This window comes from Pseudomonas sp. OG7, assembly GCF_014192825.1.
GTDB classification, from domain to species: domain Bacteria; phylum Pseudomonadota; class Gammaproteobacteria; order Pseudomonadales; family Pseudomonadaceae; genus Aquipseudomonas; species Aquipseudomonas monteilii.
This window is the reverse complement of sequence record NZ_JACHYK010000005.1, coordinates 112,662-134,706: the sequence shown is the minus strand read 5'-3', so window position 1 is coordinate 134,706 and position 22,045 is coordinate 112,662. Positions and strand designations below refer to the sequence as shown.

24 protein-coding genes are annotated in these 22,045 nt (G+C 63.1%); 10 read left to right on the top strand and 14 right to left on the bottom strand.

Annotated elements, in window-relative coordinates:
- Positions 1 to 39: 39 nt before the first annotated feature.
- On the bottom strand, positions 40 to 1,749 hold the full coding sequence (gene aceK / locus FHW75_RS13815) for a bifunctional isocitrate dehydrogenase kinase/phosphatase (protein WP_183673893.1): 1,710 nt from the start codon (positions 1,747 to 1,749) through the stop codon (positions 40 to 42).
- 126 nt (positions 1,750 to 1,875) lie between these two features.
- Here aceK and FHW75_RS13810 point away from each other — a divergent pair, with 126 nt between their 5' ends.
- Both FHW75_RS13810 and FHW75_RS13805 read left to right on the top strand, forming a co-directional pair.
- Positions 1,876 to 2,751: a DMT family transporter gene (locus tag FHW75_RS13810; protein ID WP_019098513.1), complete on the top strand. Its 876-nt coding sequence runs from the start codon at positions 1,876 to 1,878 to the stop codon at positions 2,749 to 2,751.
- 13 nt (positions 2,752 to 2,764) lie between these two features.
- Entirely contained in the window at positions 2,765 to 3,223 is a 459-nt protein-coding gene (locus FHW75_RS13805) for a DUF4265 domain-containing protein (RefSeq protein ID WP_016711924.1), read from the top strand.
- Positions 3,224 to 3,226: 3 nt separating this feature from the next.
- Here FHW75_RS13805 and FHW75_RS13800 read toward each other — a convergent pair whose 3' ends face one another.
- From FHW75_RS13800 to cysK, 4 genes are all read right to left on the bottom strand, one after another.
- Complete coding sequence (locus FHW75_RS13800) at positions 3,227 to 4,108, bottom strand: DMT family transporter (RefSeq protein ID WP_016711925.1); 882 nt, start codon at positions 4,106 to 4,108, stop codon at positions 3,227 to 3,229.
- A gap of 114 nt (positions 4,109 to 4,222) precedes the next feature.
- Complete coding sequence (locus FHW75_RS13795; RefSeq protein ID WP_174244679.1) at positions 4,223 to 4,384, bottom strand: hypothetical protein; 162 nt, start codon at positions 4,382 to 4,384, stop codon at positions 4,223 to 4,225.
- A gap of 115 nt (positions 4,385 to 4,499) precedes the next feature.
- Positions 4,500 to 5,435 (bottom strand): aspartyl/asparaginyl beta-hydroxylase domain-containing protein, encoded by a 936-nt coding sequence (locus FHW75_RS13790; RefSeq protein WP_025753893.1) that lies wholly within the window; start codon positions 5,433 to 5,435, stop codon positions 4,500 to 4,502.
- A 173-nt stretch (positions 5,436 to 5,608) separates the two neighbouring features.
- Positions 5,609 to 6,583, bottom strand: a complete 975-nt coding sequence (cysK, locus tag FHW75_RS13785) for a cysteine synthase A (protein WP_019098511.1) — start codon at positions 6,581 to 6,583, stop codon at positions 5,609 to 5,611.
- A gap of 134 nt (positions 6,584 to 6,717) precedes the next feature.
- On the opposite strand from cysK, the gene FHW75_RS13780 reads away from it, so the two are divergent.
- The 3 genes from FHW75_RS13780 (at position 6,718) to FHW75_RS13770 (ending at position 10,057) form a co-directional block, all read left to right on the top strand.
- Complete coding sequence (locus FHW75_RS13780) at positions 6,718 to 7,791, top strand: DUF748 domain-containing protein (RefSeq protein WP_019098510.1); 1,074 nt, start codon at positions 6,718 to 6,720, stop codon at positions 7,789 to 7,791.
- Between the two features lie 228 nt (positions 7,792 to 8,019).
- Positions 8,020 to 8,865 carry a MoxR family ATPase gene (locus tag FHW75_RS13775; RefSeq protein WP_012273667.1) on the top strand — a complete coding sequence of 282 codons (846 nt, stop codon included), beginning with the start codon at positions 8,020 to 8,022 and terminating at the stop codon, positions 8,863 to 8,865.
- Between the two features lie 13 nt (positions 8,866 to 8,878).
- Positions 8,879 to 10,057: a VWA domain-containing protein gene (locus FHW75_RS13770; protein WP_019098509.1), complete on the top strand. Its 1,179-nt coding sequence runs from the start codon at positions 8,879 to 8,881 to the stop codon at positions 10,055 to 10,057.
- 30 nt (positions 10,058 to 10,087) lie between these two features.
- On the opposite strand, the gene FHW75_RS13765 is transcribed toward FHW75_RS13770, so the two are convergent.
- The 4 genes from FHW75_RS13765 to FHW75_RS13750 are packed head-to-tail and all read right to left on the bottom strand — an operon-like array spanning position 10,088 to position 13,760.
- Positions 10,088 to 11,005 carry a biotin-dependent carboxyltransferase family protein gene (locus FHW75_RS13765; protein ID WP_019098508.1) on the bottom strand — a complete coding sequence of 306 codons (918 nt, stop codon included), beginning with the start codon at positions 11,003 to 11,005 and terminating at the stop codon, positions 10,088 to 10,090.
- Entirely contained in the window at positions 11,002 to 11,688 is a 687-nt protein-coding gene (pxpB, locus tag FHW75_RS13760) for a 5-oxoprolinase subunit PxpB (protein WP_161751075.1), read from the bottom strand. The genes FHW75_RS13765 and pxpB overlap by 4 nt, the downstream gene beginning before the upstream one ends.
- A complete protein-coding gene (locus tag FHW75_RS13755) occupies positions 11,685 to 12,464 on the bottom strand; it encodes a 5-oxoprolinase subunit PxpA (protein ID WP_019098506.1) in 780 nt (259 codons plus the stop codon). The genes pxpB and FHW75_RS13755 overlap by 4 nt, the downstream gene beginning before the upstream one ends.
- A 9-nt stretch (positions 12,465 to 12,473) precedes the next feature.
- A complete protein-coding gene (locus FHW75_RS13750) occupies positions 12,474 to 13,760 on the bottom strand; it encodes an MFS transporter (protein WP_019098505.1) in 1,287 nt (428 codons plus the stop codon).
- 130 nt (positions 13,761 to 13,890) lie between these two features.
- Between FHW75_RS13750 and FHW75_RS13745 the strand changes: the two genes are divergently transcribed.
- Positions 13,891 to 14,805, top strand: coding sequence for a LysR family transcriptional regulator (locus FHW75_RS13745; protein WP_016711934.1), 915 nt, complete (start codon positions 13,891 to 13,893; stop codon positions 14,803 to 14,805).
- A gap of 45 nt (positions 14,806 to 14,850) precedes the next feature.
- Here the strand turns inward: FHW75_RS13745 and FHW75_RS13740 are convergent, their stop codons facing one another.
- Genes FHW75_RS13740 through FHW75_RS13730 form a run of 3 tightly spaced genes read right to left on the bottom strand, consistent with a single transcriptional unit; the run spans position 14,851 to position 16,670 of the window.
- Entirely contained in the window at positions 14,851 to 15,372 is a 522-nt protein-coding gene (locus FHW75_RS13740) for a DUF2937 family protein (RefSeq protein ID WP_025753894.1), read from the bottom strand.
- Between the two features lie 9 nt (positions 15,373 to 15,381).
- Positions 15,382 to 16,155, bottom strand: coding sequence for a class II glutamine amidotransferase (locus tag FHW75_RS13735; protein WP_016711936.1), 774 nt, complete (start codon positions 16,153 to 16,155; stop codon positions 15,382 to 15,384).
- A 17-nt stretch (positions 16,156 to 16,172) separates the two neighbouring features.
- On the bottom strand, positions 16,173 to 16,670 hold the full coding sequence (locus FHW75_RS13730) for a hypothetical protein (protein WP_025753895.1): 498 nt from the start codon (positions 16,668 to 16,670) through the stop codon (positions 16,173 to 16,175).
- Between the two features lie 92 nt (positions 16,671 to 16,762).
- Here FHW75_RS13730 and FHW75_RS13725 point away from each other — a divergent pair, with 92 nt between their 5' ends.
- The gene (locus tag FHW75_RS13725) at positions 16,763 to 18,805 is read left to right on the top strand and encodes a S9 family peptidase (protein ID WP_025753896.1); all 2,043 of its coding nucleotides are present in this window, start codon (positions 16,763 to 16,765) and stop codon (positions 18,803 to 18,805) included.
- 102 nt (positions 18,806 to 18,907) lie between these two features.
- Here FHW75_RS13725 and FHW75_RS13720 read toward each other — a convergent pair whose 3' ends face one another.
- Complete coding sequence (locus FHW75_RS13720; protein WP_019098502.1) at positions 18,908 to 19,186, bottom strand: hypothetical protein; 279 nt, start codon at positions 19,184 to 19,186, stop codon at positions 18,908 to 18,910.
- A 132-nt stretch (positions 19,187 to 19,318) separates the two neighbouring features.
- On the opposite strand from FHW75_RS13720, the gene FHW75_RS13715 reads away from it, so the two are divergent.
- The 3 genes from FHW75_RS13715 to FHW75_RS13705 all read left to right on the top strand — a co-directional run bounded on the left by FHW75_RS13715 (position 19,319) and on the right by FHW75_RS13705 (position 20,766).
- Positions 19,319 to 19,690 (top strand): YajD family HNH nuclease, encoded by a 372-nt coding sequence (locus tag FHW75_RS13715; RefSeq protein WP_016711940.1) that lies wholly within the window; start codon positions 19,319 to 19,321, stop codon positions 19,688 to 19,690.
- Positions 19,691 to 19,762: 72 nt separating this feature from the next.
- On the top strand, positions 19,763 to 20,233 hold the full coding sequence (locus FHW75_RS13710; RefSeq protein ID WP_016711941.1) for an RNA methyltransferase: 471 nt from the start codon (positions 19,763 to 19,765) through the stop codon (positions 20,231 to 20,233).
- A 194-nt stretch (positions 20,234 to 20,427) separates the two neighbouring features.
- Positions 20,428 to 20,766, top strand: coding sequence for a YgaP-like transmembrane domain (locus tag FHW75_RS13705; RefSeq protein ID WP_019098501.1), 339 nt, complete (start codon positions 20,428 to 20,430; stop codon positions 20,764 to 20,766).
- Positions 20,767 to 20,811: 45 nt separating this feature from the next.
- Here the strand turns inward: FHW75_RS13705 and FHW75_RS13700 are convergent, their stop codons facing one another.
- Entirely contained in the window at positions 20,812 to 22,020 is a 1,209-nt protein-coding gene (locus FHW75_RS13700) for a hypothetical protein (RefSeq protein WP_019098500.1), read from the bottom strand.
- Positions 22,021 to 22,045: the final 25 nt, after the last annotated feature.

Sequence of the window (22,045 nt, the reverse complement as noted above, 5' to 3'; positions counted from 1 at the left end):
CAACAGGCCTGGCCTCTTCGCGGGCCTGCAAAAACAGGTTTACCGAGCCTTGCGCCGATAAGGAAACACATCAATCACCTTCCCTTCCCTGATCGCCGCCTGCAACCCCTTCCAGTAATCCGCGTCATACAACTCCCCATGCAACCGGCTGAACAACCGCCGCTGGCCGATATCGGCAAACAGAAACGGCGGAAACTCTTCGGGAAACACATCATGCGGGCCGATCGAGTACCACGGTTCGCCCGACATTTCGTCTTCCGGGTAACGCGGCGGCGGGATATGGCGGAAATTCACTTCGGTCAAAAAGCTGATTTCGTCATAGTCGTAGAACACCACCCGGCCATGACGCGTCACCCCAAAGTTCTTCAGCAACATGTCACCCGGGAAGATGTTCGCCGCCGCCAACTGCTTGATGGCCAAACCATAGTCTTCCAGCGCCTCATGCACCTGGCCTTCGCTGGCATGCTCCAGGTACAGGTTCAGCGGCGTCATGCGCCGCTCGGTCCAGCAGTGGCGGATCAGCACCGTGTCACCCTCCAGCGCCACGGTCGATGGCGCCACCTCCAGCAGCTCGGCCAGGCACTCTGGCTCGAACTTGTCACGCGGGAAGCGAAAGTCTGCAAATTCCTGGGTATCGGCCAAACGCCCGACACGGTCGACACTTTTCACCAGCCGGTACTTGTCGATCACCGTGGCGCGGTCAACGGTTTTCGAGGGCGAAAAACGGTCCTTGATGATCTTGAACACCGTATTGAAGCCCGGCAGGGTAAACACGCTCATGACCATGCCACGCACACCGGGTGCCATGACGAAGCGGTCGTCGCTGCTGGCCAGGTGGTTGATCAGCGCCCGGTAGAACTCCGACTTGCCGTGTTTGTAGAAACCGATTGAAGTGTACAGCTCGGCAATGTGCTTGCCGGGCAAGATGCGCTTGAGGAAGTTGACGAACTCGGCCGGCACCGGCACATCGACCATGAAGTACGAGCGGGTGAAGGAAAAGATGATCGACACCTCGGCCTCGTCGGTAATCAGCGCATCGGCCTCTACACCATGCCCTTCGCGGTGCAACAGCGGGATCACCAGTGGCCACTGCTCGTCGCTGTTGTAAAGCCGACCGACCAGGTAGGCCCCCTTGTTGCGGTACAACACCGGTGAAAACAGCTCCACCGCGAGCGTCGGGTCCTTGCAGACCCAGTCCGGCAGGCATTCGCGCAGTTGCTCCTCAAGGCGTGACAGGTCGTTTTCAAGGTCGCCATAGACGAATGCGTAGTCGGCGAAGATCGCGCGCAACAGGCCCTTGAGGCTGCCATCGGGGCAATAGGTACGGGTTTGCGCAGCGCGCTGATGGCTGCGGATCGACGGCCGGGTGGTGTGGATGAACATGCAGCCGTCGCTGATCTGGTCATGGCTGAACAGGCTGCAGAACAGCGAGTTGTACCAGGTCTCCGACAGTTCATCGTCCAGGCGCGGGTCGATCAGGCCTATGTAGGCACTTTTCACCAAGGGCCACTGGCCGACCTCCAGCAGCACCTCGTCATCGAACGCATCCCGCAACCAGCCGTTGACCTCGCCGACCTTCTGCTCATACAGGTTGATCCGTGCGGCAGCGGCGCGCTGGCACGCTTGCCAGCGCGCCTGTTCGAAACGCTCACGGGCACCGAGGGTGATGCGGCGAAAATGCTCGCGATAGTCGTCAAAGCCATCGAGGATCATCCGGGCGATCTCGCCGGCAGGCCAGTGCTGGGTCATGCGGGACACCTCGGTGCGGGGTGAGATAGACAGCTTAGCCGCACAGGATTACACCGCAAGAAAGCACAAGAATCTCCCCGCCCCCTCGCGTAAACTCGCGCCCCTGCCCTGCCTCCGGAGACCGTTGTGAGCCCCATCGCCCTAGCCCGCCTGCTAACCCTTGCCGCCGTCTGGGGAGCGAGTTTCCTGTTCATGCGCATCATCGCCCCCGAGTTGGGCACGGTGCCGACCGCGTTCTTCCGTGTGTCCATCGCTTGCCTGGGCCTGGTCGCCATCGTCGCCGCCGCCCGCGTACGCTGGGATTTCCAGGGCAAGCTCGGCGCCTGCCTGGTGCTGGGCATGATCAACTCCGGCATCCCCGCCACCTTCTATTCCGTAGCGGCCCAGGTATTGCCGGCTGGCTATTCGGCCATTTTCAACGCTACCACGCCGCTGATGGGCGTACTGATCGGCGTGCTGTTCTTCCGCGAACCCATGACCCTGCCCAAGCTCTGCGGCATTTTCCTGGGCCTGTTCGGGGTCGGCATCCTCAGCGGCGCTGGCCCGGTGGCACTGGACATGGCCTTGGTGCAAGGCGCCCTCGCCTGCCTGGCGGCCACCACCTGCTACGGCTTTGCCGGGTTCCTCGCCCGCCGCTGGGTCAGTGGTCTGGACAGCCGCCTGTCAGCACTGGGCAGCATGCTCGGCGCCACCCTCATGTTGAGCCCGCTGTTCGGCTGGAGCGCACTCACCCAACCGCCCGCCAGCTGGGGGGGCTGGCAGGTATGGCTGTCGCTGCTGGGCCTGGGCCTGCTGTGCACTGCATTCGCCTACATCCTGTACTTCCGCCTGCTGGAAGAAATCGGCCCGGTAAAAGCCAGCACCGTAACCTTCCTGATCCCGGCATTCGGCGTATTGTGGGGGGCGTGGTTGCTGGACGAGCCGCTGTCGATGGCACACCTGTACGGCGGCTTGCTGATTGGCGTGGCACTGTGGCTGGTGCTGCGCCCGGCGCGCAGTTGAAGCGGGGTACACGATGAACAGCGCGTACAAGAAAGTCCTGTTCCGCCTGGAACAGGACGAGACCGGCTACCCACCGGCCTCGGTCGAGGGCCTGTGGGCAAAAGCCGTGGAAGGTGGCTATGCCGTCGACAATATTCCCTTCCACGTTTACGGCATCGCCCCGGGCGACGTGATCGGCACCCGTGAAGACGCCGGCGAGACCTGGTTCGCCGAACTGCGCCAGCGCAGCGGCAGCTCGGTGTTTCGGGTGGTGGTCAAACCGCCGGAAACCCTGGACCAGGTACGCGCAGCGTTGCAGGACTTCGGCTGCAACTGCGAAACCGAGCAGGCCGTGAAGATGCTGGCTGTCGAGGTGCCATCGCAGCGGTCGCTCGATACCCTGCTCTACTACCTGCTCACCCAGCGCGAAGCCGGCCTGCTGGACTTCGAGGAAGGCGTGCTGCGCCACACCATCCCCGAAGAGTTCCGCTAAGGCTTACGCCTCGGCCAACCGGGCAGCGGGTTTGCGAAACACGAACAGCAGGCCCACCACGATCAGCCCCATGCCCAGCAGGCTGAGCGGTGCCAGGCGGTTACCGAAGATCAGGAAGTCCATCACTGCGGTCACTGCCGGCACCAGGTAGAACAGGCTGGTGACATTGACCAGGTTACCCTTGGCGATCAGCCGGTACAGCAGCAGGGTCGCCAGCAACGAGACCACCAGGCCCATCCACAGCAGCGCGCCGATGAAGCCGCCGGTCCACTCGACCTGCAGCGGTTGCAAAGGCGCGAACAGCGCACACATGGCAAAACCGGCCAGGTACTGCAGCGGCAGCGTGCCCATGGGGTTGTCGGTGATGCGCTTCTGCAGGATCGAACCCAAGGTCATGCTGGCCAGCGCCAGCAGGGCGAACAGCATCCCCGCCAGCGACACGCCGCCCAGGTTGATGCCCTGGTAGACCACCATGATCAAGCCAGCCAAGCCCAGCCCCAGTCCGAACAGACGGCTCCAGGAACGTTGCCGCTCCATCAGCACCACGGTCAGGATGGGTTGAACCCCCATCACCGTGGCCATGACGCCCGGGGTGACATGGGTATTGAGCGCCAGCAAATAGAAGATCTGGTAGGCGCCGAGCAGCACACACCCGGTGCCCAGGGCACGCAGAATGGCCCCACGGCTACGCGGCCAGCGCAGCCCCAGCAACGGGCCGATCAACAGCAGGCCCGTCAGCGCCAGCGCCGAGCGCAACAGCAGGAAGGCAAACGGGCTGGCATGCGCCAGGCCCAGCTTGGAGACGATCGCCCCGCTGCTCCACAGCAGGACGAACAGGCTGGTAGTGGCCGCCGAGGCCACGGATGTTTTGGAAAAGACAGACATGTATGCACCTGTATTCGGGCAAATAAGCCGAACGGTGGGCGTAGACTTCAGCAGGGGAAGTAGCCGACCGTGTTCAGTAGGTTGCGTGTGCGAAAGGGTTCGGCCAGAAGCCGATCAGCCCAGCACGACCACGCAAGGAGGCGGTGCTACGCCGCCTACAACGCCACTGACAGGTGGTGGGTAGTGACTGATCATGGCCGGCTGCTGGCTGCCACGCACGACCATGCCCGCGACTGGCGCGATGGCAAAGTTTGCGGTGGAAGGGGTGGCTGGCATGTTCAGGTCTTCAGGGAAGATATGTGTTTCGGAATATAACGGTGAATGCTGGATTGGGCAACAACCTGAGCCGGCCAGTTCGCGGCTAAACCCGCAAAGAGGCCGGCCCTGCCGGTCAGAACAACCAACGATAAAGCAAATAGGCCACCAACACCGCCAGCACCGGCCGCAGCACGCGGTAGGCCTTGGGGTTGGCGCGCTTGAACTGCTTCACATGGCCGCTGATCCTGTTGCTGAAGCGCTTGCTCCAGGCATACGCCTGGTTGATCCCGCCCACGCGCTCGTCATCGGTATTCTGCGGCGCGGTGGCGCGACCGAGGAAGGCACTGACCTGGCGGTTGATGCGGGTCATCAGCGGGCTGCTCAGCGGGCGTTCGATGTCGCAGAACAGAATGACGCGGGTAACGTCGGTCTCGTTCTTGACCCAGTGCACATAGGTTTCGTCGAACATCACGTCTTCGCCATCACGCCAGGCATATTCCTCGCCATCGACGTAGATGCGGCAAGCATCGGAGTTGGGGGTGGACAGGCCCAGGTGGTAGCGCAGGGACCCTGCGAACGGGTCACGGTGCGGGTTCAGGTGGCTGCCGCCAGGCAGCAGGGCAAACATCGCACCCTTGACGTTGGGGATACTGCTGACCAGCTCGACGGTGCGTGGGCACAGCGTTTCGGCCGAAGGCAGAGGTTTGTCGTACCACTTCAGGTAAAAACGCTTCCAGCCTTTCTTGAAGAACGAGCCGAAACCGGCGTCATTGTCCTTCTCGGCAGCGCGGATGTAGCCCTCGTCGAACAGGCGCATGGCCTCTTCGCGGATTTCCTGCCAGTTGTCTTTCAACACGTCCAGTTCAGGGAAGCGCTGACGGTCCAGGTAGGGCTTGGACGGCACGCCGGAGAACAGGTACATCAAAGCGTTGTACGGGGCGAACAGCGCCGAATGGTTGACGAACTGGCGCAACACCGGCAGGCGGGCCTTGCCGCGCAAGTGCACGAACAGCACGCTGCCGAAAAACACCAGCAAGACACCCGCCTTGGCTGCAAAGGAAAAGGTCATGCTTTCACTCCTTGGGGAAGAGCCAGGGCTGCGCGTCCTGCTCTCCTGAAAATCATCCTGCCATCATAAACCGATCCCGCCGAGGTAAAAACAACCCGGGCGGGATCGCATTCATGAAGATTTTGCAATAAACCAGGCCGCCGATTGTTGCGCCGGGTCAGCGGCGAGGCCGATTACTGCTGGTTTTCCTGCTCGCTGAACATGTCGCTGAACAACATGCTCGACAGGTAACGCTCGCCCGAATCCGGCAGTATTACGACGATGGTCTTACCTTGCATTTCCGGCTTTTCGGCCAGGCGCACGGCGGCAGCCATGGCTGCGCCACAGGAAATACCGCAGAGGATGCCCTCTTCCTGCATCAGGCGGATGGCCATGGCCTTGGACTCTTCATCGGTTACCGTTTCCACCTGGTCGACGATGGACAGGTCGAGGTTTTTTGGCACGAAACCGGCGCCGATGCCCTGGATCTTGTGCGGGCTGGGCTTGAGTTCTTCGCCGGCCAGGGTCTGGGTAATCAGCGGCGACGAAGCCGGCTCAACGGCCACCGACAGAATGGCTTTGCCCTGAGTGTGCTTGATGTAGCGCGATACACCGGTGATGGTGCCGCCGGTGCCCACACCCGCCACCAGCACGTCGACTGCGCCGTCGGTGTCGTTCCAGATTTCCGGACCGGTGGTTTTTTCATGGATGGCCGGGTTGGCCGGGTTTTCGAACTGGCCCGGCAGGAAGTACTGGGCCGGGTCGGACGCGACGATTTCGTTGGCCTTCTCGATGGCGCCTTTCATGCCCTTGGCCGGGTCGGTCAGTACCAGTTCGGCGCCCAGTGCCTTCAGTACCTTGCGACGCTCCAGGCTCATGGAAGCGGGCATGGTCAGCATCAGTTTGTAACCACGGGCAGCGGCGACGAAGGCCAGGCCAATACCGGTGTTGCCCGAGGTGGGTTCGACGATGGTCATGCCCGGTTTGAGCTTGCCGCTGCTCTCGGCGTCCCAGACCATGTTCGCACCGATGCGGCACTTGACCGAGTAGCCTGGGTTGCGCCCTTCGATCTTGGCCAGGATGGTCACACCACGTGGGGCGATGCGGTTGATCTGCACCAGCGGCGTGTTACCGATGGAGTGGGCATTGTCTGCAAAGATACGGCTCATGGCAGGGGTCCTTGGCATGAAAAAGAGCAGGGAAAGACCTCAAGGGTAAGCCCCGGCCAGTGGCCCGTAAAGCCTGTTCGAACTCAACCGGGGGCATTGCGGTCAACCGCACATCCCGCCTTGGAGACGCCCCGATGAGAGCCCGTTATCGCTGGCCGCTGATCGGCATATGCAGCCTGGTCGTGCTGTTGGTAACGCTGCACCTGGCCCTGCCCTACCTGGTGCGCGACTACCTGAACGACAAACTGGCCAACATGGGCGACTATCGGGGCCAGGTGGCCGACGTGGACCTGGCCTGGTGGCGCGGCGCTTACCAGATCAACGGGCTGAAAATCGTCAAGACGAGCGGCAGGGTTCCGGTGCCCTTCCTTGATGCACCGCTGATCGACCTGTCGGTGAGTTGGGCCTCGCTCTGGTACGACAAGGCCGTGGTGGCCACAGTGACCTTCGCCCGTCCTGTGCTGAATTTCGTCGACGGCGGCAGCAAACAGGCATCGCAGACCGGCCGGGGAACCGACTGGCGGCAACAACTGGAAAAACTGCTGCCCATTACGCTCAACGAGGTGCGTATCGACAACGGCGTGCTGACCTTCCGCAACTTCAACTCCAAACCACCGGTCGACCTCAAGGCCACCCAGCTCAATGCCAACATTCGCAACCTGACCAACGTGCGCAACAAGCAGGGCCGGCGCGACGCCAGTCTGGAGGCCAGTGCCCTGCTGCTGGGCGATGCCAGGGTCGAAAGCCGTGCCACATTCGACCCGTTCAGCGATTTCGACGACTTCCAGTTCCGCTTGCGCGCCACGGGCATTGAGCTGCGCAGGCTCAATGACTTTTCCAGCGCCTACGGCAAGTTCGATTTCAATGCAGGCCATGGTGACCTGGTGATCGAGGCGCAGGCCGAGAATGGCCGGCTTACGGGGTATATCAAACCGTTATTGCGTGATGTGGACGTGTTCAACTGGCAACAGGACGTGCAGGAAAAGGACAAAGGCTTTTTCCGCTCGGTGTGGGAGGCGCTGATTGGGGCGACCGAGACTGTACTGAAGAACCAGCGCAAGAACCAGTTCGCCACCCGTGTGGAGCTCAGTGGCAGTGTGCGTAAACAGGATGTCAGCGCATTCGAGGCGTTCTTGCAGATACTGCGTAATGGCTTCATTCAGGCGTTCAATGCGCGGTATGAGCAGCCCAGGCCGGATTCCGACTGAGTGAGCGTGACGGGGCATTCAGGGACTGAATACCCGGTCTGCGTTTTCAGCCAGCCAACCCCGCGTTATAGTCGGTAACACATCAAAAACTGGTGTGTGTGTACTGGCCCTATCGTCGACAAGCCAGCTCCCACAGGGACCCCACGGTTTTCAAGACTTGTGCAGTACCTGTGGGAGCTGGCTTGCCGACGATAGGGCCAGAACAGCACACCCGCAGAGGACACACCCATGAAGTTCGAAGGCACCCGCGACTACGTCGCCACAGACGACCTGAAACTGGCGGTAAACGCGGCCATCACCCTCGAACGCCCGCTGCTGGTCAAGGGCGAGCCCGGCACCGGCAAGACCATGCTTGCCGAGCAACTGGCTGCCTCGTTCGGCGCGCGCCTGATCACCTGGCACATCAAGTCCACCACCAAGGCCCACCAGGGGTTGTACGAGTACGACGCAGTGAGCCGCCTGCGTGACTCGCAACTGGGCGTGGACAAGGTGCACGATGTGCGCAACTACCTGAAAAAGGGCAAGCTGTGGGAGGCCTTCGAGGCCGAAGAACGGGTCATCCTGCTGATCGACGAAATCGACAAGGCCGACATCGAGTTCCCCAACGACCTGCTGCAAGAGCTGGACAAGATGGAGTTCTACGTCTACGAAATCGACGAGACCATCAAGGCCAAGCAGCGCCCGATCATCATCATCACCTCCAACAACGAAAAGGAGCTGCCGGACGCCTTCCTGCGCCGCTGCTTCTTCCACTACATCGCCTTCCCTGACCGCACTACCCTGCAGCAGATCGTCGACGTGCACTATCCGAACATCAGCCAGTCGCTGGTCAGCGAGGCGCTGGATGTGTTCTTCGACGTGCGCAAGGTACCTGGCCTGAAGAAAAAGCCGTCCACCTCCGAGCTGGTCGACTGGCTGAAGCTGCTGATGGCCGACAACATCGGTGAAGCGGTGCTGCGCGAGCGCGACCCGACCAAGGCCATCCCACCCTTGGCCGGTGCGCTGGTAAAGAACGAGCAGGACGTGCAACTGCTGGAGCGCCTGGCCTTCATGAGCCGGCGCGGCAACCGCTGACAGGAGCCGGGCCATGCTGCTCAACCTGTTCAATGAAATGCGCGCGGCCAAGGTGCCGGTGTCGGTACGCGAGTTGCTGGACCTGCACCAGGCCCTGCAAAAGCGCGTGGTGTTCGCCGACATGGACGAATTCTACTACCTCGCCCGCGCCATTCTGGTGAAAGACGAACGCCATTTCGACAAGTTCGACCGGGCGTTTGCCGCCTATTTCAAGGGCCTTGAAAACCTCGACCGGCACATCGAGGCACTGATCCCCGAAGACTGGCTGCGCAAGGAATTCGAGCGCTCGCTCACTGACGAAGAGCGTGCACAGATCCAGTCCCTTGGCGGCCTGGACAAGCTGATCGAAGAATTCAAGAAGCGCCTTGAGGAGCAGAAGGAGCGCCACGCCGGTGGCAACAAGTGGATCGGCACTGGCGGTACCAGCCCGTTCGGCTCAGGCGGCTTCAACCCCGAGGGTATCCGCGTGGGCGAAGCCGGCAAGCGCCAGGGCAAGGCAGTGAAAGTGTGGGACCAGCGCGAGTACAAGAACCTGGACGACCAGGTGGAACTGGGCACGCGCAACATCAAGCTGGCCCTGCGCCGGCTGCGCAAATTCGCCCGTGAGGGGGCTGCCGAAGAGCTGGACATCGACGGCACCATCGACCACACCGCGCGTGATGCCGGGTTGCTGAACATCCAGATGCGCCCTGAGCGGCGCAACACGGTGAAGCTGCTGTTGCTGTTCGACATCGGCGGCTCGATGGACGCGCACATCAAGGTGTGCGAAGAGCTGTTTTCGGCGTGCAAGACCGAGTTCAAGCACCTGGAGTACTACTACTTCCACAATTTCGTGTACGAGTCGGTATGGAAGAACAACCTGCGCCGCACCTCGGAGCGGTATTCCACCTTCGACCTGTTGCACAAGTATGGCGACGACTACAAGGTGGTGTTCGTGGGTGACGCGGCCATGGCGCCCTACGAAATCACCCAGCCGGGGGGTAGCGTGGAGCACTGGAACGAAGAGGCCGGGTATGTGTGGATGCTGCGCTTCATGGAGAAGTTCAGGAAGATCATCTGGATCAACCCGTATCCGAAGCAGGCCTGGGACTACACCGCTTCGACCCATCTGGTGCGGGATTTGATCGAAGACAAGATGTATCCGCTGACCTTGCAGGGGTTGGAGGAAGGGATGCGGTACCTGTCCAAGTGAGTATGGGGCCGCTTTGCGGCCCCATAGATCTCAAAGCCAACGCACTCCAAAAGCCTGCTGCTCTCGCCACGCCTCATCCTGCACCACCGCCCTGAACCGCACCACTGCCCCCGGCATGCACTGCGCCAGTTGCGCCAACGCCAGCGGCGTCAACGCCCCCAGCCTCGGATAACCACCAATGGTCTGCCGGTCATTGAGCAGCACGATCGGCTGCCCATCTGGCGGCACCTGCACGGCCCCCAGCGGTATGCCTTCGGAAATCATCGGCGCGCCCTGATAGACCAGCTGCGGCCCCAGCAGGCGGATGCCCATGCGGTCGGCCCGGCTGTCCAGCGCCCAGTCACTGTTGAACGCCTCGAACAGGCTGATACCACTGAAGTCGCCGATCTGCGCGCCCATGACCAAATCGAGCACAGGCTTTTGTGCGTACTGCGGCCGCAACGCATGCGGCACCTCGCGCAGGGTTGCATCGCTACCGGTGAACGCTAATGCCTGGCCTTTAACCAGCGCAGCCCCTTGGCCATCAATGCCACCCAGCTCTTCACGTACCACCGTGGCACAACTGCCCAGCACATCTTCGCCCAGGAACCCGCCCGGTGCCGCCAGATAAGCCCGAACGCCCTGCTTAGGCTGCTTCAGGGTCAAGCGCTGCCCCTTGGCCAGGGCAAAGCTGCGCCAGGGGGCCAAAGGCTGATCATCAACCCGCGCATCCAGATCGGCACCGGCCAAGGCCAGCACACACGCCTGTTCGGCCACCACGCAGAACCCACCCAGCGCTACCTCGACCACCGGCGCCCCCAACGGGTTGCCGAGCAGCCAGTTGGCCCAGTGCATCGCCACCCAGTCCAGCGCACCGCCCTGGGTTACGCCCAAGTGGCGCACGCCAAAGCGCCCGGCGTCCTGCAACTGGCACAACGGCGTACTGGCCTCGATCTTCAACTGCTTCATCCCTGCGCCTCCACATCACCACCCAAGGCCAGGAATTCGCTGCGCGAAACCGGCACGAAGCGCACCCGGTCACCGGGTTGCAACAGGCTGTAGCCCTCGCGATCCCGGTCGAACAGGCGCACCGGGGTACGGCCAATCAGGTTCCAGCCACCCGGCGATACCGCCGGATACGCTGCCGTCTGCCGCTCGGCAATGCCCACGCTACCCGCCGCCACGCGCTTGCGCGGGGTGCTCAGGCGCGGGCTGGCCAGGCGCTCGTCCACCAGGCCCATAAAGCCAAAACCTGGGGCGAAGCCCAAAGCGAATACCGGATAGTCGCGCTCGCTGTGCAAGCGGATGACATCGGCTTCACTCAAGCCGCTGCGGGCCGCCAGAACGGGCAGCTCCGGGCCGACGCTGGCGTCATACCAGACCGGAATCTCATGACGCCGACCGCCGCTGCCGGTGTCTGGCTGCAAACCGTCCAGGGCCTGGAAGATCAGCGCCCTCGCCTCACCCGGCGGCAAGTCGAACTGCACCATCAGGGTTGTATAGGACGGCACCAGGTCCAGCAAGTGCTTACCGAACGCGGCGCTCAGGCGCTGACTGGCGGCGAGCATCCAGGGCATGTTCGCCTCGTCGATACGATCGAACAGGCGCACCATCAGGCTGTCGATGGCCACCGTTTCGATGCGCGGCTTCATCGTGCCTCCATGGCATCAAGGGCCTGGCGTATCTGCCGCACCGCTGCCACCGAACTGTCGTTGTCGCCATGCACGCAGAGGGTGCTGGCGTGCAGGCGCAGGGCACTGCCATCGTCCGCCACCAGAGTGTCGCCCCGAGCCAGACGCACGGCCTGCTCAACGACCAGTGCCGGGTCGTGATGCACCGCCCCAGGCAGGCGTCGCGACACCAGGTGGCCGCTGGCGGTGTAGGCGCGGTCGGCGAACGCTTCGAACCACAGCGGCACGCCGACTTCATCGCCCAGAGCCTGGGCAGCACGGTTGTCGGCAGTGGCCATGAGCATCAGCGGCAGGTTGCTGTCGTAGGCTGCCACGGCCTCCAGCACGGTGCGCAGCTTGAGCGGGTCGGCCATCATGTCGTTGTACAGCGCGCCATGAGGTTTCACATAGGCCACGCGGCCCCCCAGCACTTTGCAGATACCCGCCAACGCACCGATCTGGTAGTGCAGCAGGTCGCGGATTTCTTCCGGGCTGCAAGCCATGGAGCGGCGGCCAAAGCCGACCAGGTCCGGGTAAGCGGGGTGCGCGCCGATGGTCACCCCATGCTCCAGCGCCAGGGCCACGGTGCGGCGCATGATGCCGGGGTCACCTGCGTGGTAGCCACAGGCGATGTTGGCGCAATCGATGTAGGGCATCACCTCGGCGTCCAGGCCCATGCGCCAGCTGCCGAAGCTCTCGCCCATGTCGCAATTGAGTAGCAGGCGTTCCACCACGCGGTCTCCCTTGTTGTTGTCCATAGCCCTACCTTACCGCGCCTTGAGCTGTTTGCCGCAGGTTTCCGGCAGGCTCAAGGCGGCCACGATGACAATCCCGTAGGACACAGCAGAGAACACACCGATACCCAAGCCCAGCGGCACATTTTGGCCAAGCATGCCGATCAGCAACGGGAACAGTGCCGCAACGACCTTGCCGATGTTGTAGCAAAAGCCCTGCCCCGAACCGCGAATGCGCGTAGGGAACAGTTCGGTGAGAAACGCCCCCATGCCGCTGAAGATGCCCGAAGCGAAGAAGCCCAGCGGGAAGCCCAGCCACAGCATCACGCCATCGCTGACCGGCATTTGCGTGTACAGCAGCACGATGACGAACGAGCCCACGGCGAACAGGATGAAGTTCTTCTTGCGCCCCAGCAGGTCGGACAGGTAAGCGCTGACCACATATCCCACGTAGGAGCCGACGATCACCATGGCCAGGTAGCCACCTGTGCCCAGCACGCTCAGGCCGCGCTCGTTCTTGAGGAAGGTCGGCAGCCACGAAGTGATGGCGTAGTAGCCGCCCAGTGCGCCGGTGGTCAGCAAGGACGCACGTACAGTGGTCCAGAGCATGCCCGGGGCGAAGATTTCGTAGAAATGCGAAGGTGCCTCGGCGTTTTCCACCGCCTTGGCCTCGCGGTACACCTCAGGGTCCTTGACCAGGCGACGGACGAAGATCACGAAGACAGCGGGTACCAGCCCCAGCAGGAACAGCGCACGCCAGGCCTGCTCTGGCGGCAGCCAGGAGAACAGCAGCGCGTAGAGAATCGCCGTAAGGCCCCAACCGATGGCCCAGCCGGATTGCACCATGCCCACCGCCTTGCCACGGTCCTGGGCGCGGATGACCTCGCCGATCAATACCGCGCCAGCAGTCCATTCACCGCCGAAGCCAAAGCCCATCAGCGTCCGGGCGATCAGCAACTGTTCGTAGTTCTGGGCAAAACCGCACAGGAAGGTGAAAAAGGCGAACCACAGCACCGTCAGTTGCAGGGTACGCACCCGGCCGATGCGGTCGGAGAGGATGCCGGCGACCCAGCCGCCTACGGCCGAGGCGATCAACGTGCTGGTGTGGATCAACCCGGCTTCGGTGGTGGTGATGCCCCACAGCATGATCAGCGTAGGGATGACGAAGCTGAGCATCTGCGTGTCCATGCCGTCCAGGCCGTAGCCGATCTTGCAGCTCCAGAACGTGCGCCGTTGCTGTTTGTCGATATCGCGGTACCAGGCGAAAGGCCCGGACGAAGGTGGGGAACTGACCTGCTGCTGCACGCCGGTGGGGTTCATGGATGCCTCGGCTTGTTGGTATTGTTTTATGGGCGACATAAAGCGTCGCGGCCTGGGCACCATTGTTCAGAGGCCACGCCGCCTGCGTCCAACGAGAAAAACCGCCGGTCTGGAACAAGAAAAACTGATCATGAACCTTCGCTTCCTCGAAACCTTCGTCTGGGTCGCCCGGCTCAAGAGCTTCCGCCTGACCGCAGAAAAGCTGTTCACCACTCAAGCCTCGGTGTCCAGCCGCATTGCCGCGCTGGAGGCAGACCTTGGCGTGAAGCTGTTGCTGCGCGACTCACGCGGGGTCAGCCTGACGCCGGAAGGCGGCAAGGTGCTGGAATATGCCGAACGCATGCTGGAAACCGCCAAGGCCATGAAACAGTCGCTGGACAGCGACCGGGCCAAGGTTGGGCGCATTCGTATCGGGGTGATGGACACCGTGATCCACACCTGGATGAGCGCACTGGTGGCGGAGCTGACCGAGCGCTACCCACAGGTGGAAATCGAACTGGTGGCCGACACTGCGCTAAACCTGCGCGAGCAGCTGCAGAAGGGTTTTCTGGACGTGATCCTGCAGACCGACCTCCTGCGCGAGCAGTCGATCCGCAGCCTGGACCTGGCGCGTTACCCGATGGGCTGGGTAGTGGCCGCAGGCTCGCACCAGCACCGGGACTATGCGTCGCTGGCCGAGCTTGGGCGCGAGCGCATCATCACCTTTTCGAAAAATTCGCGGCCACACCAGGAGGTGCTGAGCTTGCTGCAAGCTGCGGGGGCTGAGGCACCGCGGCTGAACTGCGTGAACTCGGTGGCGGCGATTACCCGGCTGTTACGCGATGGGTTTGGTATTGGCGCGTTGCCGCCAGCGTTGGTGGATGCCGAGTTGGGCCGGGGTGAGTTGGTGTTGCTGGAAGGGCTACAACCCCCGCCCAGCCTGGAGCTGGTGGTGGCCTGGCAGACCGGGGTGGCGCTGGTGGATGAAGTGGTCGGGGTTTGCCGGCAGGTACTGGAGCTGTATGCCCGAGATGTGGGTGGGCAGCGGATTGTGCTAGCTTCGTAGCTGTTCGCCGTTAGGTTTTCCGCGCCTGTGAGATCGAGGCGAACGTCAGCGCCAGCTCTCTTTCACCGCGCCACGCCGCCCGCCCAGGATCACCCAGCCAATCCCCAGCAACAGGCTCTCAACCACAAAGGCCAGCACAAACCCGGCCCCTACCCCCCAGCCGACCGCCTCGGGGACCAACAGAATCTGGTAGCTGTAGCCATTCAGCGTTTCTTCCCGCAACTGCGGATCAGCCTGCACCAGCACATGCCAGGTACGCTGCGCCCACGGCCCTTGCAACGCTTGCCATTCGTTTTCCAGCAGTTCGTTGCGGATCATCAGGCTTTCGATGCTGTTGGCATCACTGTTGAACACCGGGTCGTCACTGCTGCGGTAATGCTGCAGCAGCGCCTGCAAGTCGCCCTTGAAAAAACGCTCGGCCGTTTGCCGGAAGCCATCCAGCGCCTCGCGCGATTCGAACAGGTGCGCCTCGACCCGCTGGCTGTAGTCCTTGACCAGCCCCGGGACCTGAATACCGGCCAGCAGGCCGAAGGTGAACAGCAGCAACCGCAGGTAACTTCTGAACATGCAGCGTCCTTAGCTCTGGCCGTGCGCCACGCACTCGCCGTGCCGCCACAGGGCCCACTGACCCGGCTCGTAGCGCTGCCAGGTCTCATTTTCGGTCAGGGCCTCGGTGGCGATCACCGTGACCACGTCGTTGGGGGTGGTTTCGGTATGGAAATCGACGATCAGGTCGACATCCTTCAACCGCGCGGCACCAAAAGGCGCACGTCGGGTAATGTGTACCAGCTTGGTCGAGCAGAAGCAGAACAGCCAGTCGCCGTCACTGAGCATGCAGTTGAACACGCCCTGGCCACGGTAGCCGGCACAGGCTTCGACCAGCACCGGCAGCAGCTGTTCCACCGGCACCGGCTCGGGGAACGCACTGCGGATGCGGTTGAGCAGGTCGCAGAAGGCCGCTTCGCTGTCGGTGTCGCCGACCGGCCGGTAGAAACTGGCCAGGCCTTTGAAGTCGCCCAGCTGGCCGTTGTGCGCGAAGCACCAGTTGCGGCCCCACATTTCCCGCACGAACGGGTGGGTGTTGGACAAGCACACCCGGCCGACGTTGGCCTGGCGGATGTGGCCGATCACCACCTCGCTCTTGATCGGATAGCGCTGCACCAGGTTGGCCACCTCCGATTCGCTGCTAGCTGCCGGGTCCTGGAACAGGCGCAGACCACGGCCTTCGTAAAAGCCGATGCCCCAGCCGTCACGGTGCGGGCCAGTACGCCCGCCGCGCTGCATCAGACCGGTGAAGCTGAAAACGATATCGGTGGGGACGTTGGCACTCATGCCCAGCAGTTCGCACATAGGCGTGTCTCCTGCGCTTACAGACGGGGCTCGACCCGGCCATTGCCGCGCGGTGCGGCAGGGCGTGGGTCGTCGCGGTAACGGTCACCGCGATCGGCAGCCAAGGGCGCCTGGGCGGAGAGCTGGTCATCTTCGGTCGCCTGGCGATGGGCAGCAGCCTCGGCTTGCGCACGGCGCTCGCGGGCGCGCTTTTCCAGTGGCCAGCGCAGCAACACGAAGAGGAAATACAGGCCGAAGGCGATCATGCCGTACATGGCGAAGTCGGACACCGCACGCCAGGCGTTGTTGCCGACCTTGAACGCGACATCCAGGGCCGTGATGGCGATGGCCGGGGCGAAGCTGTCCTTTACCGGGTCAACCACGGTCGGGGTCAGCAACAGCACCGCCAGCACCACCCGCAGCGGTTCGCGCAGCCAGCGCCACATCCAGCCGGTGAGCTTGAAGCCCACCAGCAGGCAGCCCAAAGCGGCCACAGCGTACAGGCCCCAGGCGAAGGTGTAGTCGTTCTCGGTCATGGTGTTCGTGCAAGCCAGGCAAAGAGACGCCTATGATAAACACTTTTCCGGGCGCAGACAGTGTTTGCCTGTCCCTAGCCAAGAGATCACCAATGCCCAACAAGCCCCAGCCGCCCATCGCCCACGCCGACAACACCACCGACCCGTACGCCTGGCTGCAACAGCGCGACACGCCCGAGGTGCTCGCCTACCTGCAAGCCGAAAACGCCTACCAGGAAGCCTGCCTGGCTGACCAGGCCCCCTTGCGCGAGCAACTGTTCGAAGAAATCAAGGGCCGCATCCAGGAAACCGACCTGTCGCTGCCGTCTCCCTGGGGCCCTTACCTCTATTACACCCGCACCACCGCTGGCGACGAATACCCACGCCATTACCGCTGCCCTCGTCCGGCCGACGACGCCAATACGGTCGATGAAAGCCAGGAGCAACTGCTGCTCGACCCCAACGCCCTGGCCAAGGGTGGTTTCCTGTCGCTGGGCGCCTTCAACGTCAGCCCCGACCACCGCCTGCTGGCCTACAGCCTCGACACCAGCGGCGACGAAATCTACACCCTGTACGTCAAAGACCTGGCCAACGGCAACGTCACTGCCCTGCCCTTCGACGACTGCGACGGCAGCCTGACCTGGGCCAACGACAGCCAGACGCTGTTCTTCGCCGAACTGGATGACACCCACCGACCATGGCGCCTGCGCCGCCACACCCTGGGCAAAGACGGTGCCCAGACCGTGTTCGAAGAGCCCGACGGGCGCTTTTTCCTGCACTGCTACCGCACCAGCTCCGAGCGCCAGCTGGTGCTGCTGCTGAACAGCAAAACCACCAGCGAAGCCTGGGTACTGGACGCCGAAACTCCACAGGCGCCGTTTACCTGCCTGGCCCCGCGTGTCGAAGGCCACGAGTACTTCCCCGACCACGGTCAGCTCGATGGCGAATGGCGCTGGTTTATCCGCACCAACCAGGACGGCATCAACTTTGCCCTGTACCACGCACCGGTCACGCCCGTACCAAGCCGTGAGCAATGGCAGGTGCTGGTGGCACACCGCGACACGATCATGCTCGAAGGCCTCAGCCTGAATGCCGGCGCCCTGACCCTGAGCCTGCGCGAAGGCGGCCTGCCGATCATCGAAGTACGCCCGCAGGCTCTGCCGGCCTATCGCGTCGAACTCCCAGACGCGGCCTACAGCCTGTACGTGCAGGACAGCCTGGAGTTCGCCAGCACCCGCATACGCCTGCGCTACGAGGCACTCAACCGCCCAGCCCAGGTGCGCCAGCTGGAGCTGGCCACAGGCGCCCAGGCCGTGCTCAAGCAAACCCCTGTACTGGGTGCGTTCAATGCCGATGACTATGTGAGTGAGCGCCTGTGGGCAAGCGCAGCAGACGGCACCCGGGTGCCGATCAGCCTGGTGCGTCGCCGCCAGGACCTTGGCAAGACCGTGCCGCTCTACCTGTACGGTTACGGTGCCTACGGCGAAAGCCTCGACCCGTGGTTCTCCCATGCACGTCTGAGCCTGCTGGAGCGCGGCGTGGCCTTTGCCATCGCCCATGTGCGTGGCGGCGGTGAACTGGGTGAGGCCTGGTACCGCGCCGGCAAGCAGGAGCACAAACACAACACCTTCAGCGACTTCATCGCCTGTGCGCAGCACCTGATTGCCGAAGGCGTCACCTCATCTGACCGCCTGGCCATCAGTGGCGGCAGCGCCGGTGGCCTGCTGATGGGCGCGGTGCTCAACCTGCGCCCCGAGCTGTTCCGCTGTGCAATTGCCGAAGTGCCGTTCGTCGACGTGCTCAACACCATGCTCGACCCCGAGCTGCCGCTGACCGTGACCGAGTACGACGAATGGGGCAACCCTGAAGAGCCCGAGGTGTATGAGCGGATCAAGGCGTATGCGCCGTATGAGAACGTGAAAGCCCAGGCCTACCCGGCGATGCTGGTGGTGGCGGGTTACAACGACAGCCGCGTGCAGTACTGGGAAGCGGCCAAATGGGTGGCGCGGTTGCGTACCCGCAAGACCGACAGCAACCTGCTGCTGCTCAAGACCGAGATGGGTGCTGGCCATGGGGGCATGAGCGGCCGGTACCAGGGGCTCAAGGATGTGGCGCTGGAATATGCGTTCGTGTTTGGCGAGCTGGGTATGGTGTGAGGTTTGGAGGGTTCGCCGACAGGTTTTCTGCGCCTGTGAAACCGAGCGCCGCCGGCGCGGCGCTCGATCTCACAGGCGCCAAAAAACTAAAGCCGTATAGCCCTAATCATCCTGCACCGCCGGCTTCGGCGGCTCCGGCCGCAACCCCGGCAACGGCTGATCCTTCGGTGGCCCCGGCACCGGCATGGGCGGCAACAGCGGCGCCCCCGGCTGGCTGTCATAAGCCTTGGGCGGCGTACTCGGGGTAACCTGCGGGTATGGCGTGGGCGTCGGCGTACCCGGTGCACCAGGCACAGGCGTCGTCAACCGGGGTGGCGTGCTTGCCGCTTCGGCCAGCGGCAAGCCAACCAACAACAGCACGGTGAGGATCGCGTGAACCATCAGCAACCTCCTGTCGGGAACCTTCCTACAGGCTACGCCTAAATCAAAGCTTTCGCCTGTCCGCCCGCCCTGCTAGCGCGCTAGACTCAATGACATAACCGTCATTTGCCTGATCAGAACAAAGGAAACACCATGAGCTCCACCTCTTCCGCCGCCGCCACCGCGCGCCTCGACCGCATCCTGGCCGATGCCAAGCGTGACAAGGAAATGGGCTACCGCGACAAGGCCCTGAGAATGTACCCGCACGTGTGCGGCCGCTGCGCCCGCGAGTTCTCAGGCAAGCGCCTGAGCGAGCTGACCGTACACCACCGCGACCACAACCACGACAACAACCCGCAGGACGGCTCCAACTGGGAACTGCTGTGCCTGTACTGCCACGACAACGAGCACTCGCGCTACACCGACCAGCAGTACTTCAGCGAAGGCTCCACCAGCACCCCGAGCATCGCCAAGGCCACCCACAACCCGTTCGCCGGGCTGGCGGGCATGTTGAAGAAAGACTGACCATCGATTCGCCCCCCCGCTGCTACCGGGCAGCCCGTATAATCGCGCTTTTTTCGCGAAGGGCCCCGGTACGTGGCAAACAAACGATACAGCTGCATCGGCCTGTTCAACCCCAAGTCGCCAGAAAACGTCGGCTCGGTGATGCGCGCGGCGGGCTGCTACGGCGTCAATTCGGTGTTCTACACCGGCAAACGCTACGAACGCGCGCGTGACTTCGTCACCGACACCAAGCGCGTGCATTACGACATTCCGCTGATCGGCATCGACGACCTGCAACGCATCATCCCGCTAGGCTGCACGCCGGTGGCGGTGGAGCTGGTGGAAGGTGCGCGGCCATTGCCGGAATACACCCACCCGGACCGTGCCATCTACATCTTCGGGCCAGAGGACGGCTCGTTGAGCGAGGATGTGCGGGGCTGGTGTGAAGAGACCATCTACATACCGACCGAAGGTTGCATGAACCTGGCGGCGACGGTGAATGTGGTGTTGTACGACCGCATGGCCAAGGGGCTGAATACCCGCTCGGGGCCGAAGTTCAAGTAATAAAAAGGCCGCCACTGCAATAGCAGGGCGGCCAGGTGCCGAACTCCGTCAGAACAGCACCGGTCTTGCTCTTCTGGATCGAAACCCAGCGTGGATGAGCCTTCTGCACGACACGGGATGTCGCCGGGCGCACCGACTGAACCCTGGCGAGGGTGAAAGGGTCAGCTGCTTACACTTCACAAGGAGGCCTTGCCATGCTTGATATCCATAACGCGACGTCGTCGCAGCACAATGTCCATGGCCTGGAACGGGTCGGCTCACTGGCCGGTGGCGCGTTGATGTTCAGCAAGGGGCTGCGCCATGGCGGCCTGATTGGTTTGCTGCAAATGGTGGTGGGAGGCGTTGCGGTGGCACGCGGGGTCAGCGGGCATTGCTCGACCAAGGCGTGGTGGCAGCGGCATCGGCAGGAATATCACCGGTTGCGTTCGGACATAGAACGCAGCGCGGCGGAGCTGGAGGCGTTGAAGGCCAGTGCCAAGGCCGCGACCAGAGGGGTGTCGGTGACTGGGCAGGATCCGTTGGCTGGACGTTGATTTCTGCACTGCCCGCGCAGAGGCCGGTACAGGCGATGCAGATATCTAGCGCAACGCCTTGCTCTGCAACACCTCGGACTTGCGACCCAGCACGTTCTCGCTGATTTGCACGAAGTCTTCGGTGCTCACGCCGGGCAGACGCATCAACCCGCGTACCACATCGTCCAGCGAACGCTTGGCCTGGGTATGGATACGGATTTCCTTGTCCAGTGCCTGCAACAGCATCACCCCGCGCGCCACCTGAGCCGGGCTTGCGCGCTCGCCCTTGAGCCGGGTGACCTTGGCGCCCTGCTTGCTCAGGCGTGCCTGCCAGGCCTGGTAACGGTCATCGCTCACCCCGCCCGAGCGGCGCAGCAACTCGCTGGCGTAGTAGTCGGTCAGGCTTTCCACCAGCCAGTCACTGCCGTCACGCCCATGGATCTGCGCAAACAACTGAACCACTTCGCGCAGCAACGGGCTGCTGCCGTTCTCGCTTACCATCGGCCGGGCGCTGTGCAGGTACAGCGAACCCTGTGCCGCCATTGCACCACGCCACATGCCGTCACGGGCACCGACCAGCAGCAGCTTCGGCGGATTGCGCGGGAACACCGCCTGCAACTGCGGCCATATGAACGTCAGCAGGGTCAGGCTGTCCATACGCCGCATACCCTGCCCCACCGGTGCGGCCACGGTGACCTCGGTATCGCCAAGGCGAGCACGGCGGCTGCCAAGATCGCCAGCCAGCATCCAGCCAGTGGGGCGGTCGAACAGGCGCGAAACGTTGTCGATGCGGAACTTGTCCTTGCCGATGCGCGGCCAGGAGGTCTCGATACTCTTCCAGCCCTCGGGCAGGTCGAACGCCAGGCGTGCCACCAGCTCGGTGCCATCCTGCTGATCAAGGCGCGCGGGCGGCACCAGCTGGTCACCGAGGAACAACGCCCAGTGCGGGGTAACACGCGAAGAATAGGCACCGCTGGCGAGCTTCTGGTCCAACTGCACGCGGTAGGTGAGACTGGTCTTGCCGGCCGCCGGCTGCCACACACCGCGCTGCCCCTGCAGTTGCCATTGGCCATCGGCCTGGAAGCCGCTGTAGGCCCCGGCCTTGCCCAGGTCGAAGTCCAGGCTGCGCACGGCGCTGCCTTCGGCCAATGTGAGGCGGACTTCAGCTTGGCCACTGGCCGGCAACAAACGCACCTGGTAGTCGAGGTCGACCTTTTTCGCCCAGGCCGGCGAACTGGCCATCAGGCCCAACAACAGCAACAGCTGGCAACGCATACAGAAACTCCTTGTTTCCCCGTGG

Excerpts from the sequence above, each read along its gene's own strand:
- aceK (WP_183673893.1), bottom strand. The coding sequence starts at position 1,749 with ATGACCCAGCACTGGCCTGCCGGCGAGATCGCCCGGATGATCCTCGAT.
- FHW75_RS13805 (WP_016711924.1), top strand. The coding sequence starts at position 2,765 with ATGAACAGCGCGTACAAGAAAGTCCTGTTCCGCCTGGAACAGGACGAG.
- FHW75_RS13800 (WP_016711925.1), bottom strand. The coding sequence starts at position 4,108 with ATGTCTGTCTTTTCCAAAACATCCGTGGCCTCGGCGGCCACTACCAGC.
- FHW75_RS13795 (WP_174244679.1), bottom strand. The coding sequence starts at position 4,384 with ATGCCAGCCACCCCTTCCACCGCAAACTTTGCCATCGCGCCAGTCGCG.
- FHW75_RS13790 (WP_025753893.1), bottom strand. The coding sequence starts at position 5,435 with ATGACCTTTTCCTTTGCAGCCAAGGCGGGTGTCTTGCTGGTGTTTTTC.
- cysK (WP_019098511.1), bottom strand. The coding sequence starts at position 6,583 with ATGAGCCGTATCTTTGCAGACAATGCCCACTCCATCGGTAACACGCCG.
- FHW75_RS13780 (WP_019098510.1), top strand. The coding sequence starts at position 6,718 with ATGAGAGCCCGTTATCGCTGGCCGCTGATCGGCATATGCAGCCTGGTC.
- FHW75_RS13775 (WP_012273667.1), top strand. The coding sequence starts at position 8,020 with ATGAAGTTCGAAGGCACCCGCGACTACGTCGCCACAGACGACCTGAAA.
- FHW75_RS13770 (WP_019098509.1), top strand. The coding sequence starts at position 8,879 with ATGCTGCTCAACCTGTTCAATGAAATGCGCGCGGCCAAGGTGCCGGTG.
- FHW75_RS13765 (WP_019098508.1), bottom strand. The coding sequence starts at position 11,005 with ATGAAGCAGTTGAAGATCGAGGCCAGTACGCCGTTGTGCCAGTTGCAG.
- pxpB (WP_161751075.1), bottom strand. The coding sequence starts at position 11,688 with ATGAAGCCGCGCATCGAAACGGTGGCCATCGACAGCCTGATGGTGCGC.
- FHW75_RS13755 (WP_019098506.1), bottom strand. The coding sequence starts at position 12,464 with ATGGACAACAACAAGGGAGACCGCGTGGTGGAACGCCTGCTACTCAAT.
- FHW75_RS13750 (WP_019098505.1), bottom strand. The coding sequence starts at position 13,760 with ATGAACCCCACCGGCGTGCAGCAGCAGGTCAGTTCCCCACCTTCGTCC.
- FHW75_RS13745 (WP_016711934.1), top strand. The coding sequence starts at position 13,891 with ATGAACCTTCGCTTCCTCGAAACCTTCGTCTGGGTCGCCCGGCTCAAG.
- FHW75_RS13740 (WP_025753894.1), bottom strand. The coding sequence starts at position 15,372 with ATGTTCAGAAGTTACCTGCGGTTGCTGCTGTTCACCTTCGGCCTGCTG.
- FHW75_RS13735 (WP_016711936.1), bottom strand. The coding sequence starts at position 16,155 with ATGTGCGAACTGCTGGGCATGAGTGCCAACGTCCCCACCGATATCGTT.
- FHW75_RS13730 (WP_025753895.1), bottom strand. The coding sequence starts at position 16,670 with ATGACCGAGAACGACTACACCTTCGCCTGGGGCCTGTACGCTGTGGCC.
- FHW75_RS13725 (WP_025753896.1), top strand. The coding sequence starts at position 16,763 with ATGCCCAACAAGCCCCAGCCGCCCATCGCCCACGCCGACAACACCACC.
- FHW75_RS13720 (WP_019098502.1), bottom strand. The coding sequence starts at position 19,186 with ATGGTTCACGCGATCCTCACCGTGCTGTTGTTGGTTGGCTTGCCGCTG.
- FHW75_RS13715 (WP_016711940.1), top strand. The coding sequence starts at position 19,319 with ATGAGCTCCACCTCTTCCGCCGCCGCCACCGCGCGCCTCGACCGCATC.
- FHW75_RS13705 (WP_019098501.1), top strand. The coding sequence starts at position 20,428 with ATGCTTGATATCCATAACGCGACGTCGTCGCAGCACAATGTCCATGGC.
- FHW75_RS13700 (WP_019098500.1), bottom strand. The coding sequence starts at position 22,020 with ATGCGTTGCCAGCTGTTGCTGTTGTTGGGCCTGATGGCCAGTTCGCCG.